The 15,621-nt window shown below is 41.4% G+C and carries 12 protein-coding genes and 5 tRNA genes; 1 reads left to right on the forward strand and 16 read right to left on the reverse strand.

The features are described 5' to 3' along the window. Positions 1 to 128: 128 nt before the first annotated feature. The 13 genes from pbp4b to xerD all read right to left on the reverse strand — a co-directional run bounded on the left by pbp4b (position 129) and on the right by xerD (position 11,489). Positions 129 to 1,787, reverse strand: coding sequence for a penicillin binding protein PBP4B (gene pbp4b / locus AOR04_RS14580; protein ID WP_096793746.1), 1,659 nt, complete (start codon positions 1,785 to 1,787; stop codon positions 129 to 131). A 9-nt stretch (positions 1,788 to 1,796) separates the two neighbouring features. Then, positions 1,797 to 2,972 carry an exo-beta-N-acetylmuramidase NamZ family protein gene (locus AOR04_RS14585; protein WP_096793747.1) on the reverse strand — a complete coding sequence of 392 codons (1,176 nt, stop codon included), beginning with the start codon at positions 2,970 to 2,972 and terminating at the stop codon, positions 1,797 to 1,799. Between the two features lie 853 nt (positions 2,973 to 3,825). Then, positions 3,826 to 3,902, reverse strand: a tRNA-Arg gene (locus AOR04_RS14590). A gap of 115 nt (positions 3,903 to 4,017) precedes the next feature. Further along, positions 4,018 to 4,094 (reverse strand) — tRNA-Arg (locus AOR04_RS14595). A 78-nt stretch (positions 4,095 to 4,172) separates the two neighbouring features. Further along, positions 4,173 to 4,249 (reverse strand) — tRNA-Arg (locus AOR04_RS14600). A gap of 46 nt (positions 4,250 to 4,295) precedes the next feature. Further along, positions 4,296 to 4,372, reverse strand: a tRNA-Arg gene (locus AOR04_RS14605). Positions 4,373 to 4,410: 38 nt separating this feature from the next. Next, positions 4,411 to 4,503 (reverse strand) — tRNA-Ser (locus tag AOR04_RS14610). A 128-nt stretch (positions 4,504 to 4,631) separates the two neighbouring features. Then, positions 4,632 to 4,814 (reverse strand): hypothetical protein, encoded by a 183-nt coding sequence (locus tag AOR04_RS14615; protein ID WP_007376465.1) that lies wholly within the window; start codon positions 4,812 to 4,814, stop codon positions 4,632 to 4,634. 354 nt (positions 4,815 to 5,168) lie between these two features. Further along, on the reverse strand, positions 5,169 to 6,704 hold the full coding sequence (gene lysS / locus AOR04_RS14620; RefSeq protein ID WP_096793748.1) for a lysine--tRNA ligase: 1,536 nt from the start codon (positions 6,702 to 6,704) through the stop codon (positions 5,169 to 5,171). Positions 6,705 to 6,730: 26 nt separating this feature from the next. Next, positions 6,731 to 7,829 (reverse strand): peptide chain release factor 2 gene (gene prfB / locus AOR04_RS14625; protein ID WP_096793749.1). Its coding sequence is split into 2 segments (ribosomal slippage): positions 6,731 to 7,753 and positions 7,755 to 7,829, totalling 1,098 coding nucleotides; the frame shifts between segments, so codons are not numbered across the junction. Positions 7,830 to 7,973: 144 nt separating this feature from the next. Further along, a complete protein-coding gene (recJ, locus tag AOR04_RS14630) occupies positions 7,974 to 9,695 on the reverse strand; it encodes a single-stranded-DNA-specific exonuclease RecJ (protein ID WP_096793750.1) in 1,722 nt (573 codons plus the stop codon). Between the two features lie 78 nt (positions 9,696 to 9,773). Then, positions 9,774 to 10,502, reverse strand: a complete 729-nt coding sequence (gene dsbC / locus AOR04_RS14635; RefSeq protein ID WP_008136397.1) for a bifunctional protein-disulfide isomerase/oxidoreductase DsbC — start codon at positions 10,500 to 10,502, stop codon at positions 9,774 to 9,776. Between the two features lie 60 nt (positions 10,503 to 10,562). Continuing rightward, entirely contained in the window at positions 10,563 to 11,489 is a 927-nt protein-coding gene (xerD, locus tag AOR04_RS14640; RefSeq protein WP_008136396.1) for a site-specific tyrosine recombinase XerD, read from the reverse strand. A gap of 94 nt (positions 11,490 to 11,583) precedes the next feature. Here xerD and fldB point away from each other — a divergent pair, with 94 nt between their 5' ends. Next, on the forward strand, positions 11,584 to 12,105 hold the full coding sequence (gene fldB / locus AOR04_RS14645) for a flavodoxin FldB (protein ID WP_007376471.1): 522 nt from the start codon (positions 11,584 to 11,586) through the stop codon (positions 12,103 to 12,105). A gap of 39 nt (positions 12,106 to 12,144) precedes the next feature. On the opposite strand, the gene AOR04_RS14650 is transcribed toward fldB, so the two are convergent. The 3 genes from AOR04_RS14650 to AOR04_RS14660 form a co-directional block, all read right to left on the reverse strand. After that, entirely contained in the window at positions 12,145 to 12,591 is a 447-nt protein-coding gene (locus AOR04_RS14650) for a DUF2147 domain-containing protein (protein WP_007376472.1), read from the reverse strand. Between the two features lie 144 nt (positions 12,592 to 12,735). Further along, the gene (locus AOR04_RS14655; protein WP_096793751.1) at positions 12,736 to 14,745 is read right to left on the reverse strand and encodes an alpha-amylase; all 2,010 of its coding nucleotides are present in this window, start codon (positions 14,743 to 14,745) and stop codon (positions 12,736 to 12,738) included. Positions 14,746 to 14,901: 156 nt separating this feature from the next. Beyond that, positions 14,902 to 15,600: a tRNA1(Val) (adenine(37)-N6)-methyltransferase gene (locus AOR04_RS14660; RefSeq protein WP_096793752.1), complete on the reverse strand. Its 699-nt coding sequence runs from the start codon at positions 15,598 to 15,600 to the stop codon at positions 14,902 to 14,904. Positions 15,601 to 15,621 lie beyond the last annotated feature (21 nt).

A 15,621-nucleotide genomic window follows, 5' to 3' on the forward strand; every position in this document is an offset into this window, starting at 1 on the left:
TTAAGCCTAACAACATAAACCGGCTTAGTTTTATAGACCGCTTAGCTTAATGGATTGGCTTACTCAAGTCACCTGTAAATAAATCACTTAAGGTGGCACAGTTAGTACGTTTTAACCTATACGATAGCTTATTGATTTAGTAGCGCTTCATAAATAAGCGACACTACCGATCCGTACTGTGCGGTTTCAAATTGTTTGCCTGTAAATTCGTAACGTTTTTGCGAGCCTTTAATGGCACTATGGCGAGCATTGGTAAGTAAAACAATAGCCAAGTCGTAAGCGGGGTCAATTACGGTCACTGTCCCCGTCCAACCTGTGTGGCCATAAGCCTGCACGCTTGCATAAGGGCCAAAGTGCCAGCGCCTTGCTTGGTTGTTACCAGCTAGCCTAAAGCCAAGCCCGTAGGTTTCATCGCTTGATTGCGGCGTTAAAAATTGCGCTAAGGCGCTTGCACTAAATAATTGTTGGTCGCCGTAGCCACCATTATTTAGTAATAGCTGGCAAAGCACCGCTAAGTCGTGAGCGTTACTAAATAATCCTGCATGCCCTGCTACGCCATCAAGTGAGTAGTAAGCGCGCTCGTCGTGCACTTGGCCTTGTAAAACACTGGTGCGAACATTATCAAACTTAATGCGCCCGTCTCGTGTGTTGCCGCTAAGCTCAGTGGCTGCAAATTGCTGCGGCTTAAAGCCTTTTTTAAGTGGATTAAATAACGTGTTAGTTAATTTTAGTGGCGCGTACACTTGCTGCTCTAGATATTCGTCAAGGGGCTGCCCTGTAATACGCTCAATGAGCACACCTAAAATCATGTAATCAATATCAGAGTAAACATGCTGCCCAGATGATTCACTGCTAAAAGGGACGCTGGTAAGTAATAGCTGTTTGGTGGTTTTACTGTTTTGCGAATAAAACGCGTCACCATAGCTGCCATCTTTACGATGAAAGTCAAATACTGGCGGGTATCCGGCGCTGTGTGTGAGTAAGTCTTTTACTGTACGTTGTACTCGCCCTTCGCCTTTATATTCGCTTAGGTAGCTTTGTACGGGCTTATTAATATTTAATAACCCTTCGCTTACTAATTTCATAAGTGCAAAGTTGGTGGCAAATATTTTGGTGTTTGAGGCAAGATCAAACAAGGTATTAGTCTGCATTGGCTCTGGGCGTAGTAACATTAAATCACTTTGCTGGTATTGCTTTGCATCGCCATAGGCGGTTAATTTTATTAGCTCACCATTTTTAACAACGGCCAACACAGCCCCAGGAAAACCTGCTTTAACATCGCGTTCAATTAATGTGTCTACTTCAGTAAAATCTATATGCTTTTTTGGTTCATCGCTTAAAGTAGGAAATGCAAAACGCAGCGTTAAACTTGCGCCAGCAGGGAGAATATTTTCAACTTTAAAGGTATTAACACCGTTGTGAGTATTTTTTGCCAAACTGTAATTGTATAAGGTGTTGGCGCTTAGTTGGTTAACGTCGAGCTTTTTATTATTAATATAAATATCGGCGCTTTGTGCGTTGTGGTTTTGTATTAATAATTGCCCCCGCCCTTTGTAAGCTTTAAACGTTCCTCGGTTATTTACATAAAACCGGCTACTTGGATTTACCTCAGGAAACGTTACAACCACTTGTGCATTAGGCAGCTCTACAAGTTGGCTCTTTGTAAGTGGTAGCACCGAGCTAATAGGCTCAGGTGGTGTACTACAACCCACAATAATAAAGCTCAATGCCGCTATAAAAGCTTGTTTGATATAACCACACCTTTGATTTTTTACAGCAATAAACATGCTTAGCCCTTATTTATATAACAAGTAAGGCGCTCTTTGCGCTTTAAATTGCGCAAGCCCCGCCTGCCAGCTTTGTTTTATTTGCGCTTCTGATTGCCCTGCTTCAATAGCTAAGCGCAATTTATTAGTACCCGCTAGCTTATCCATAAAGTCAGCGCGCTCAAAAAACGAGATGTTGTTTTTACTAAGTTCCGTGTACGCATTTATTAAGTAAGTTAAATTTAGGCCTGAAATATTTGCTTGTCTTAAATCGAGCCCCTGCACGGTTTGGTTTTTAAATTTAGGGTTTAAAGCAGCGCCTTTAATTGCGCGCGGTGTAAAATTAAAATCACCTAATGCAACTGGCGAATAGCCAATTACTTGAAATGCAAAGTCGGTACCTCTACCAATGCTGATAGGCGTTGCTTCAAAAAAGCAAAGCGACGGATAAAGCGCAATGGCTTGATCGTTAGGTAAATTAGGGCTGGGTTTTATAGGCAAGCTGTAAGTACTTTTGCGAGTGTAATGATCAACAGGGATCACGGTTAGTTTTAAAGCGGGCGCTTTATTGATCCAGCCCTCACCCTTGATCATTTTGGCAAGTTCGCCAACGGTCATACCGTGTAACACAGGAATTGGGTGCATGCCTACAAACGATTTAAATTGTGGCTCTAATATTGGCCCATCAACGTAGGCAATATTTGGGTTGGGTCTGTCGAGTACTAAAAATTCTATCCCCTGCTCTGCAGCGGCTTCCATCATGTAGTGCATAGAGCTTATGTAGGTATAAAAACGCACTCCCACATCTTGAATATCAAAAATAATCACATCAACATCGACTAAAGCAGCTTGGCTTGGTTTTTTATTTTTACCATAAATAGAAATAAGCGGAATACCAGTTTTACCATCAACGGCATTTTTTACATGTGCGCCCGCATCGTGATCGCCGCGAAAGCCATGCTCAGGTGCAAAAATTTTAGTTATATTAATATTTTTAGTCAGCAGCGCATCTACCAAGTGAGTTTGCCCTACTGTTGATGTTTGATTGACTACTAGCCCTACACGTTTATTTTTTAACTGCGGTAAATATTTAGCATATTGCTGCGCGCCTACTACAAGTGAGTTGTTAACTTCGTTGGCTTGCACGCTTGCAATAAAAATGGCGCTAAAAATAAAAAATAACGTAATAAATAGGGTTTTAAACATACTGCAATATCCTTTTAAACAAGGTGTTTAAAATAACATAGGTAATATTAAAGAGCAGCTTTAGAAAGGGGTTAAGTGGACTTAGATATAGTGATTAGAAGCTGCCGCTTCTCACGCGAGCAAGCTCAGCGTCTACAACGGATAAATAAGCTCGGAGTTTGGATTTAAAGATTGGGTTGGTTTTACTTGTCGGCGTGCAGCTTGCTGACGCGACGAACAACGATCGTAAACTTTCTGTGAATTTTATAGATTAGAAGCTGGCGCTTCTCACGCGAGCAAGCTCTGCGTCTACAACGGATAAATAAACTCGGAGTTTAGATTTAAAGATTGGGTTGGTTTTACTTGTAGGCGTGCAGCTTGCTGACGCGACGAGCGAAGCTCGTAAACGTGCTGTGAATTTTATAGATTAGAAGCTGCCGCTTCTCACGCGAGCAAGCTCTGCGTCTACAACGGATGAATAAGCTCGGAGTTTAGATTTAAAGATTGGGTTGGTTTTACTTGTAGGCGTGCAGCTTGCTGACGCGACGAGCGAAGCTCGTAAATAAAGCATCAGTTATATCGGTGGTAAGTAATTAGAAGCTGGCGCTTCTCACGCGAGCAAGCTCAGCGTCTACAACGGATAAATAAACTTGGAGTTTAGATTTAAAGATTAGAGCTGTTTTTACTTGTAGGCGAACAGCTTGCTGACGCGACGAGCGAAGCTCGTAAATAAAGTATCAGTTATATCGGTGGTAAGTGATTAGAAGCTGTCGCTTCTCACGCGAGCAAGCTCTGCGGCTACAGGAGTGGTAGCTTACATTTCACTTTATTTTAGGCACAAAAAAACCGACTTAATGTCGGCTTGTTATGAAAGTGGTGGGCGCAGGAGGATTCGAACCTCCGACCGCTCGGTTCGTAGCCGAGTACTCTATCCAGCTGAGCTATGCACCCACTTTCATAGATTGCTTATTTAAACTCTAAGCAGAGCGTATAAATTCAGGCATAAAAAAACCGATTTCCATCGGTTTATTTTTCTTACACTTAAAAGTGTATGAAAACATGAAAGTGGTGGGCGCAGGAGGATTCGAACCTCCGACCGCTCGGTTCGTAGCCGAGTACTCTATCCAGCTGAGCTATGCACCCACTTTCATTTTTACTATTACTTATTTTGACTCTAAGTGAGAGTTTAGCTTATTTATACTCTAAGCAGAGTCTATAAAGTGGTGGGCGCAGGAGGATTCGAACCTCCGACCGCTCGGTTCGTAGCCGAGTACTCTATCCAGCTGAGCTATGCACCCACTTTATAGTTTACTTATTTAGACTCTAAGCAGAGTTATTAAAGTATGGTGGGCGCAGGAGGATTCGAACCTCCGACCGCTCGGTTCGTAGCCGAGTACTCTATCCAGCTGAGCTATGCACCCATACTTTAAAATTTTACAAAACACGCCATTAAAAGAAATGGTGGAGAGGGAGGGATTCGAACCCTCGATAGAGCTACAAACTCTATACTCCCTTAGCAGGGGAGCTCCTTCGGCCACTCGGACACCTCTCCGTCTTGTGGGGCGTATAATAAAGATTTCAGAAAATATGTCAAACACTTTTCTACCAAAAACGACTATATGGTTATAGATTGCACATATGCTTGGTTTTAAAGTGTAATTAGTTTGAAAATTAAGCGACTTATGAGTCCTCAGAGTGAGGATTAATACCTTCAACTGGTACTAACTCATCTGTTAGGTTTGCAAGGTACTGCTCTTGATACCCCAATTGCTGAAACTCAGCAATACAGGCTCTATAGTAGGCTTGTCGTTCTTGCTCTGTCGTACAGAGCTCTGACGACTCTTCAACGCGTTTATTTTTCATTTTATTATTCTATAAGTCCGTTTGATTATTCTTAGTTAAAGCGTACAACCTAGGCCGCTTAAATTTTCGCCATAGTGTAGCTAAAAAAGTTACATAAATACAACGAAATGTTTAAAAAACAGTCATAATAAAAAGTTATAATACTAACCAAATTTGTTTAAAAGAATCAAAATAAACAATATCAAATACTTAAGTTTATAAAAACAGCGCCACCCTAATCAAAAACAATTAACAAATTACATCTTTTTATTTACGAAGTACCTTGTTAAAAGCATACCTTTATTGTCTAGGCTTTAAACACAAAAACGCCGCGATTAGGCGGCGTTTATTAACTTACTTTGTTTTACTCAAAGCTTAGTCAGCTTGTGGACGCATATGCGGGAACAAAATAACGTCTTTAATTGTTGATGAATCAGTAAACAACATTACTAAACGGTCAATACCAATACCTTCACCAGCCGTTGGCGGTAAGCCGTACTCTAGTGCGCGTATGTAGTCTTCATCGTAATGCATTGCTTCATCATCGCCTGCGTCTTTCTCTTCAACTTGACGAGTAAAGCGCTCAGCTTGGTCTTGTGCATCATTAAGCTCAGAGAAACCATTTGCAAGTTCACGACCGCCAACAAAAAACTCAAAACGGTCTGTAACAAATGAGTTTTCGTCGTTACGACGTGCAAGTGGTGATACTTCCCACGGGTAGCCAGTAATAAACGTAGGTTGAATAAGCATGTGCTCTGCTGTTTCTTCAAATATTTCACACAAAAACTTACCTGGGCCCCAAACACAGTTTTCAGGAATTTTAACGTGCACTTGTTTAGCGTACGCTTTTAATTCGTCAAAGTGGTTTTCTGGGTCATTAAATACCACAGCATCAAACTCAGGGTTATACTTTAAGATTGCATCGCTCATGCTTAAACGTGTAAACGGTTGACCAAAGTCATACTCAACCGAGTCAGTTACTTCGCCGTTTTCGTCTTTCGTTGTATTTATAACAATTGGGCTACCCAATACGTTAGTTGCAACTGTACGTAGCATGTCCTCGGTGATGTTCATCAGGTCGATGTAATCAGCGTATGCTTGGTAAAATTCAATCATTGTGAATTCTGGATTGTGACGTGTAGATAACCCTTCGTTACGGAAGTTGCGGTTAATTTCAAACACACGGTCAAAACCACCTACCACTAAGCGCTTTAAGTAAAGCTCTGGCGCTATACGTAAGTACATGTCGATATCAAGCGCGTTATGGTGAGTTACAAACGGACGCGCAGACGCACCACCAGGTATAACCTGTAGCATAGGTGTTTCTACTTCCATAAAGTCACGCTCTGCTAAAAAGCGACGAATGCCTTCAACTACTTGTGAACGAATACGGAATGTTTCGCGCGTTGCTTCGTTAGTAATTAAATCAACGTAACGTTGGCGGTACTTAGTTTCTTGATCCGATAAGCCATGGAATTTTTCAGGTAACGGACGAAGTGACTTAGTTAATAATTGATACTCAGTCATTTCTACGTATAAATCGCCTTTACCTGATTTATTTAACGCGCCTTTAACACCAATAATATCGCCAGTGTCTAGCTGACCATATTTTTCCTTAAGATCTTTTTGAACATCTTTAGATGCATACGCTTGTACGCGACCTTTCATGTCTTGAATTACAAAAAACGGTCCACGCTTTGCTAAAATACGTCCAGCAATAGACACAACTTCTTGCATCTCTACTAATTCTTCTTTGCTCTTATCACCAAACTGGGCTTGCAAATCAGCCGTGTAATGCTCACGACGGAATTGGTTTGGATGACCGTTGGCTGGGCAATTTTCGCGTATCGCGTCTAACTTGCCGCGACGCTCAGCGATTAACTTGTTTTCGTCTTGGATTTTATCAGTCATTTTTTAGCTCTTTATTAGCTTGGTGGTTATAGGCCAGATTTAAGGCTGGCTTCAATAAATTTATCTAAGTTACCGTCAAGTACCGATTGGGTATTGCGGTTTTCAACGCCGGTACGTAAATCTTTAATGCGTGCGTCATCAAGTACGTATGAACGAATTTGACTACCCCAACCAATATCAGATTTAGCATCTTCTTGGGTTTGTTTTTCAGCATTTTGCTGCTGTAGCTCAAGCTCAAATAATTTAGCTTTTAACTGCTTCATCGCTTGGGCTTTATTTTTATGCTGTGAACGCTCGTTTTGACACTGCACTACGGTGTTTGTTGGTACGTGAGTAATACGAACCGCCGATTCGGTGGTGTTAACGTGCTGACCACCCGCGCCTGATGCACGGTAAACGTCTATACGTAGATCTGACGGATTAATATCAATTTCAATGTTATCGTCAATCTCTGGGTATACAAACGCAGAAGCAAACGAAGTATGACGACGACCACTTGAGTCAAATGGGCTTTTACGTACTAAACGGTGAACGCCTGTTTCTGTACGTAACCAACCGTAAGCGTATTCGCCAACAAAGCGAACTGTTGCACCTTTAATACCAGCAACATCACCGTCGGTTGCTTCAACTAGCTCAACTTTAAAGCCTTTAGCCTCGCCCCAACGTAAGTACATACGAAGTAGAATGTTACACCAGTCTTGTGCTTCAGTACCGCCAGAACCCGATTGTAAATCAAGGTACGCATCGTTTGAGTCATGAGGACCTGAAAACATACGACGAAACTCTAAGCCTTCTAACTGCGCATTCAAATCAGCGAGTTCGCTTTGTGCTTCATCAAAGGTATCTTGATCTTCAGCTTCTACTGCAAGTTCAAGTAAACCTTCAACGTCATCAGTACCGGCTACAAGGTTGTCGATTGTTTCAACAACGGCTTCTAATGCTGATTTTTCACGGCCAAGCGCTTGTGCGCGTTCAGGCTCATTCCATACGGCTGAATCTTCAAGTTCGGCGTTAACTTCTTCTAAGCGTTCTTGTTTAAGAGCGTAGTCAAAGGTACCCCCGAAGCAATTCAGTACGTTCGCGAATTTCCTTGATTTGGTTAATCACAGGATTCACTTCAAACATGGTCATTACTCCAAAATGGCTAGGTAATTGCGCCCCTTTACATGGGATTTTCGCAATAAATTATCGTCAAATGATAAAAACGCCCGATTTTAACAAAAAACCGCGCGCTTTATTAGCCTTTTATGCATGCTTTGTGCATATTTTTTAGTACACTTTTTCAAGTTCTCTGGCTATTAATTGCAGTGTAAATTTACCTCTAAACTCATTTATATCGAGTTGGTACGCTACTTTTACAAACTTCGCTTCTGTGTCGGGCCATTCTTTTACATCAATACCAAAGGCAATGGCGTCTACTAATCTCCCTGATTGATGCTTTAAAACGAGCTTTAAATGCTTTTCGCCGACTATGCGCTGCTGTATTACTTCAAAGGTGTGCTCAAACACTGGCTCAGGAAATTGCTGCCCCCACGGGCCCGATTGCTTTAATAGTTGAGCAAACTCCATAGTAAAGCAGTCGTTTGGCAGCTCACCGTCAGTAAATACAATGCAGCGCTTACTTTCTTCACTCAGTTGCGCGCTAACTGCGGCATCAAACGCTTTTTTAAAGTCGTTAAAGTGCTGCTCGTTAATACTTAAACCAGCTGCCATTGCGTGGCCACCAAATTTATTAATTAAGTGTGGGTCGGCTGTATTGAGTCCTTCGAGTAAATCGCGCATGTGTAGCCCTTCAATAGAGCGGCACGAGCCTTTAATTTCACCGTTTTCGCCACCAGCAAAAATAACGGTTGGACGGTGGTATTTTTCTTTCAAGCGACCAGCCAAAATACCAATAACACCTTGATGCCAATCATCTTGAAACAAACAAATAGCATCAGGGATGCTATCGTCGCTAAATGCGAGCCTATCAAGCACAGCTTGTGCCTCCACTTGCATGCCTTGTTCTATTTCGCGCCTTGCAAAGTTTAAGCTATCGAGCTCGCTCGCTATACTGCGCGCTTGGTTTATGTCGGTGCTGAGCAAGCACGCTATACCCAAACTCATGTCGTCTAATCGCCCTGCTGCATTTAAACGCGGCGCAAGTGAAAAGCCAAAGTCGCTTGCGCTTAAGCGCGCTGCATTGCGGTTAGCCACTTCAATAAGCGCGGTGATGCCAGGGCGTGTTTTACCACTGCGAATACGTGCTAAACCTTGATGTACTAAGGTGCGGTTATTTGCATCAAGTGCGACCACGTCAGCAACCGTACCAAGCGCTACAATATCGAGCAAGTTAGCTAAATTAGGCGGCGGTTGCTGCTCAAAATAACCAAGGTCTCGCATTACGCTTCTCAGTGCTATCAGTAAGTAAAAAGCAACGCCAACGCCTGCTATAGATTTAGACGGGAAGTTACATTCGTGCCTATTTGGATTTACTATTGCATCGGCATTTGGCAGCTGCTCACCTTGTAAATGGTGATCTGTTACCAGCACTTTTATGCCAACCGCTTTTAAAATATTAATACCGGCAATACACGATATGCCGTTATCTACGGTGATCACTAAATCAGGCTTAATTTGTACTATTTGCTCTGCAAGTGCGGGGCTCAAGCCATAACCTAAGCTAAACCGGTCCGGAATTAAGTAATCTAAATGCTTAAAACCAAACATCTCAAGGCCTTGCATTAAAGTGGCCGTACTCGTTGCGCCATCAGCATCAAAATCGCCGACTATTAATATTTGGCTTTGCGCTTTTAATGCTTCAATTAATAAATCGCTGGCTTTGTCGATGTCTTTGAACAATTTAAAGTCGTGAAGCGTAGCTACGCTGTTATTTAGCTCTTCGGCATTGAATACATTGCGGTTAGCATAAATTTGTTTAATTACAGGGTGTAAATTACTCGGTAAATGCGAGTCGTCAACGTTTTCACGCGCAATGATTAGTTTTTTCATGCAGAGTTTTAACTTATTGAGTCGTACTAAAAAGACAAAAAAAGGCCATTAAGGCCTTTTTATTAACTATAAAACGTATTACGACGCTTTGTTAGCATCTAATGCTGCTTTTAATGCTGCTGCAGGCTGGTAACCTGGGATCATCGTACCATCTTCTAAAACAATAGCCGGCGTGCCGCTAATACCAAAGCTTTGACCTAGCTGGTAATGCTCAGCAACTGGTGCATTACACCCTGCAATTACTTTAGTGTCTGCGCCCGATTTAGCCTCAGTCAGTGCTTCTTGCTGATCTTTAGCACACCACACATTCATTAAATCAGCATAACCAGAACCTTGTAGCCCACCACGCGGAAATGCAAGATACTTAACGGTAATACCTTCATCGAGTAAATCATCTAGCTCACGGTGCAACTTACGACAGTAGCCACAGCTAATATCAGTAAATACGGTAATGCTGTGCTTTTCGTTTGGTGCTTTATACACAATCATCGAATCTTCGTATTCTTTAATGCCTTCAACGCGCACGCCGTTTAATGCTTGCTCAGTTAGGTTATTACGATTATTCAAATCGATTAACGTACCTTGCATTAAAAATTGACCATCTGGACTTGCGTAAAGCACGCCTTTGTTGGTAATGAGCTCTTTTAACCCTGCAACTGGACTTGGGTTAATTTGCTTAACCGTTACGCCTAAAGTCGCAAATTTAGTAACTATAGGATCATTAGCATCAGGAGCTACAGCAACGCTATTTGCAAATGCACTAATACTTGTGCACAACATGGCACCTGCTAACATTAATTTTTTCATAATTTTCTCTATTCCAAAAGTACTTATAAATTGACCGGCTTAGTGCTATTTAATTTCAAATTAAGCACGCGGGTGATGCTGCGCATGCACCGATTTTAAACGTTCATTAGCAACATGGGTATAAATTTGTGTGGTTGATAAATCACTGTGGCCCAACATCATTTGTACCACACGTAAATCTGCCCCATGGTTTAATAAATGCGTAGCAAAAGCATGGCGCATTGTATGGGGCGATATTGGAGACTCAACTGCTGCCAAAATAGCATAGTGTTTAATTCTATGCCAAAAGGTTTGTCGCGTCATGCCAACACCGCGCTTAGACGGAAACACAAAATCGGTGGCGTGTTTTATCATTTGCGCACGCCCGACCTTTAAAAATTGCTCAAGCCAGTACATGGCTTCCTCGCCAAGTGGCACTAAGCGCTCTTTATTACCTTTACCTTTTACAAACACCACAGCTTGGCGCAAATTAATTTGCTCCATACGCAACCCAACAAGCTCACTTACACGCAAACCCGTTGCATAAAGTAGTTCAAGCATCGCTTTATCGCGCAGTCCCATCGCTTCTTCTGTATTGGGCGCATTTAACAATGCCTCAACTTCAGCTTCTGAGAGTGTTTTAGGTAACGACTGCCCTGCTTTTGGTTGAGCAATATTTAGCATGGGCGAATCACTAATTATTTTTTCGCGCACAAAGTACTGATAAAAACGCTTTAGCGCACTAATACTGCGTGCCGTACTACGTGGTTTTAATCCTAAATCAACTCTGTGAGCTAAGTAACCTTCTATATCAAGCCCGGTTACCGTCATTAAATTTTCGCCCTTTAAGAATAGGCAAAACTTATCTAAATCGCTGCGATAAGCACTTAATGTGTTTTCGCTTACGCCTTGCTCTAAGTACAGGCTATCTAAAAAGGTTTCTAGGTAGTCGCTATTACTGCTCATACTGCTGTCATTTTCAAAAGAATCATCAGATAGCGTTGTCACATTATGCTCTCATGCTTTGCTAAGGTATCAATTAAAAATACCTTACGGTAAACTTGAGCCTATCATATCAGGCAATTACACAGTGATAAATACGATGCAAATTGGTTTATTTTTTGGTTCTACTACGTGCTACACCGAAATGGCAGCAGAAAAGATTCGCGACATTATTGGTGCCGATATAGTTACCCTGCACAATATTAAAGACGAGCCACTAAAAAATGCGCAGCAGTACGACTTTATCATCTTTGGTATTTCAACATGGGATTTTGGTGAAATACAAGAAGACTGGGAGTCAAAATGGGACGACATAGCCGACGTAAACCTAACCGGTAAAACCATTGCTTTATTTGGCATGGGCGATCAGCAAGGTTACGGGCAGTGGTTTCAAGATGCGCTAGGGATGCTGCACGACGAAATAAATACGCAAACATTTACCCAACTTGGTTTTTGGTCCAACGACAGTAGTTACGAGTTTGAAGCTTCAAAAGCGCTAACTCCCGATGGTAAACAATTTGTAGGGCTCGCACTGGACGAAGACAGCCAATACGAGCTAAGTGATGAGCGTATTGCGACTTGGGTTGAACAAGTAATGACTGAATACGGCGAAACGCTTTAATTAAAATTGCGTAGCCATTATTGCTACGCTACAAAGTAATTACTCAACCCTTAGCCAATATTGGTTACGGAAAAAAAAGCCAATGTAACCACGTACTTCAAGTTTTTGACCTTCATCTTGCACTGTGAGCTGTAAGGTGTAGGTTTTACCATTTGTTGGGTCAAGTATTTCGCCATCTCCCCAAACGTCATCATCCTCAGCTTTTACATCAGTAATAATAGTCATTCCTAAAATAGGCTGATCTTTTAGCTCATCATCACATTTATTGCATATATCATTTTGTTTTGTAGGGTCTAAAATAGTTTCAACTTTACCGCTTAAAGTACCGTTGGTTTGGGTAATACGTACATACGACTTAGCTTGGTTTGTATCCTCGTCAATCGTTTTCCAAAGCCCAACTGGGGTCATGGCTGCCAGTGCACTTTGGCTTGCCAAAACAACCGCAGAGAATGTACTTAGTAGTATTATTTTATTTAATTTTTTCATTGTGTTGTCTTAATTCAATGTAACTAATGAGTGAATCATAACAGGTGATTTATAAACACACTATGAAAGAACAGTACCTAAAAAACCTAAACTAATAATCATTAGCTTAGGCTTAGGTTCAAATATAGGCTTTTTATTTATTTTTTAAAAACTACGAATAGCTACACTTGAGTTATTAAACTCAAATTTATTAATTTTTCCGCATTGCGCCATATGATTAGTGCTTGTATAAGGTGTATTGTTTTGAGCAATAGCAGTCTCCCATCCTTGGCCGTTTTTAATGAATGCTTTTAGTTCAAACCATCCATTAACCGCTTTACTGCAATCCATATCTACATCAAGCATCCAATAGTGTTCGCCCCATATATTTAAAGATGTCACACCAAAACCATCTGTGTTTACCGTTTTTTCAGCGCCCCAACCTGCTGGCCAAACATTCGTTGTCCAGTCGGTCGCAGAACCTTCTGCTTCGCTACTTTGCCCATTTTCTATGCCATACCAATCAAGGTAGTTATCATTTGCTTTCCAAGGGCTTGTTGTCACGTTTTTTAAATTATTATGACGAATAGGCATTGCACACTCAAAATTACTTGTATGGCAATTTCGACCCAGATTTGCGTTTGCATAAGCGTGATCTACACCACCGCGCAAAAACATATCTTGTCCACTTTGCGTTTGTGCATTAATAAAAATAACCGTGCGTTGCCAGTCACTCCCTGTATTTGGCACAGAGCTTGTATTTAACTTGGCATTTTTATGAATTGCCATTGCATCCCAAGCACCAATATTGAGATTAATAGTACCGTCGGAATTAACCGTTATAACCTCGCCACTGCAACTTTTAGCATCAGCCGACAACTCGCCTTTTAGCACATTACAGTATTGCCCAGGCGCCATTTCTGTTTGCACCGTTGCAATGAGTGTTGAGTCTTCTTTGTTAATAGCCATATGACCCGAGCTACCTCGGCCAAATGATATTTGATTATTCGTGTTATCCCACCAATTTGTTACTGCCCAATTGTCGGCGGTGTTATTTCTAAAATCGACCCCGCCTGCAATATATGACCAGCGATGCTCACACTTCCAATTACTAGCAAAACACTCTAAGTTACCATTATTATGTACCGGTACGTTTGGCCCACCAGCATCTGTATCACCATGAAAATCATAACTCGACATTACTTTTGGATAACCGTACGGATAAGCCAACATAAATACATTAGCTAAGTCATATAAGCGGCCATCCTCAAAGGTAATTACATTACCAGCGCCGCCATGACCACGTTGATTATCGTGATTATCTACAAAAACCACCGCAGAAGAGCTAGGCATAAAGCCCCACCCTTCGCCAAAATTACTTAGCCATGCAAGCGAGCCGTTTCTAAAAGTATTACCAAGCTCAGTGCTATATTTAAATTCAGTTACTAAACCAGTGCTTAAATATTCAGAGGCGCCAACAGCCTCTCCACCTTGATCAATCACTTCTTGAAAAACCACTGGCGAGCCATTTACTTTGGCCATTAAACTTTGGATATCGCTTGCGGCAACATGTTTAGAAGCATCAAACCGAAAACCTTTTACGCCAATAGCTTGTAAGTCGTTAATATATGCTGCAATGGTATTTTGCACATAGTTTGAAGCGGTATCTAAATCGGCAAGTCCAACGAGTTCACAATTTTGTACTCGGTAGCGATCGTTGCCATAATCAGAGCTATTAATGGTACAACTTTCATGAAAATCTTGTGGGCTATAAATAGGAAAGCTTTTATTACCAAAACTATTACCCGCTGTGCCTGTGCCACTTCCTGCTGCCATATGGTTAATAAGCGTATCAACATAAATATCAACCCCAGCTGCACTACAGCGATTTACCATATCAATAAACTGTGCACGGTTACCGCCACGACTTTGCAGTTCATAACTTACAGGCTGATAGCGTGTCCACCATTGGCCTCCTGTAATGTGTTCATTAGCTGGCGATACCTGCACTGCAGCATAGCCTTTTGGTCCTAAATACTGTTCACATTCTTGCGCTACATCTTGCCAATTCCATTCAAACAAATGCACAAATGTGGTGGGCGTAGCTGTGGCAATACTAGGTAAGAGCAACCCTAGACTTAAACCTGCGGTGGTGATTATTTTATTGAGTTTCATAGTGTGTGATCCAATTGTTGAGCGAGCAAAACAACTACTCGATATTATTTACAAGTGGTTAACACTAGGCTTATAGTCGATGAAATAAAAACTGAATACGTATGCATAACGGGTAAACTATCCTTTATTACTAAATAACCTTCATTACTAAGTAACTTACATTTTTAAATAAAATGTTTTGCACAAAGCTATATAATCAGCAGTGTAGGTATTATCTAAGTTTCTAATACACAGGGTTGATGATTCTAAATCGCTTTTTACGTAGCTAAATGTCATTAAACTGCGGCTAATATCTTTATTGGGCGTGGCTTTTACTTGGCAGTGAGTATTTAAATAAAGCCCATTTTGAGTAGCAAGCTCAATAAATAATGCGCCTTCAACGCTTGGGAGTATTAAGTTAAAGCGAGAGCGACTATGGCTTAAACGTTTAAACGCATTTATTAACTCTTCAAAACTTAAGCCGTCGGTATGGCGCGCGGTATTACGCGCAGCATTCTCGCCTTTTAAACTGTGATTAAAATACGGCGGATTAGAGATAACCACGTCAAATTTAATTTCACTACTAAAGCTTTGAATAGTTTGGTGCTTAATACTTATTGTTGGCCACGGGCTATTAGCTATATTTTGTAATGCTTGGGTATGGGCGCTTTCGTCAATTTCTACCGCAGTTATATCAAGCTCATTACTGCGCTGCTTACACATTAATGCTAGTAAGCCGGTACCTGTGCCTATATCAAGTAATGACTTTGCACCGCTTAAATTAGCCCATGCGCCAAGCAAAATGCCATCGGTAGAAACTTTCATTGCACAGTGGTCGTGTTCAACTTTAAATTGTTTAAATACAAAACCAGACATTTTTTCACCTTTTCATTCACC

Origin of the sequence: Pseudoalteromonas sp. 1_2015MBL_MicDiv (genome assembly GCF_002407505.1) — a bacterium.
Classification (GTDB): Bacteria; Pseudomonadota; Gammaproteobacteria; order Enterobacterales; family Alteromonadaceae; genus Pseudoalteromonas; species Pseudoalteromonas fuliginea.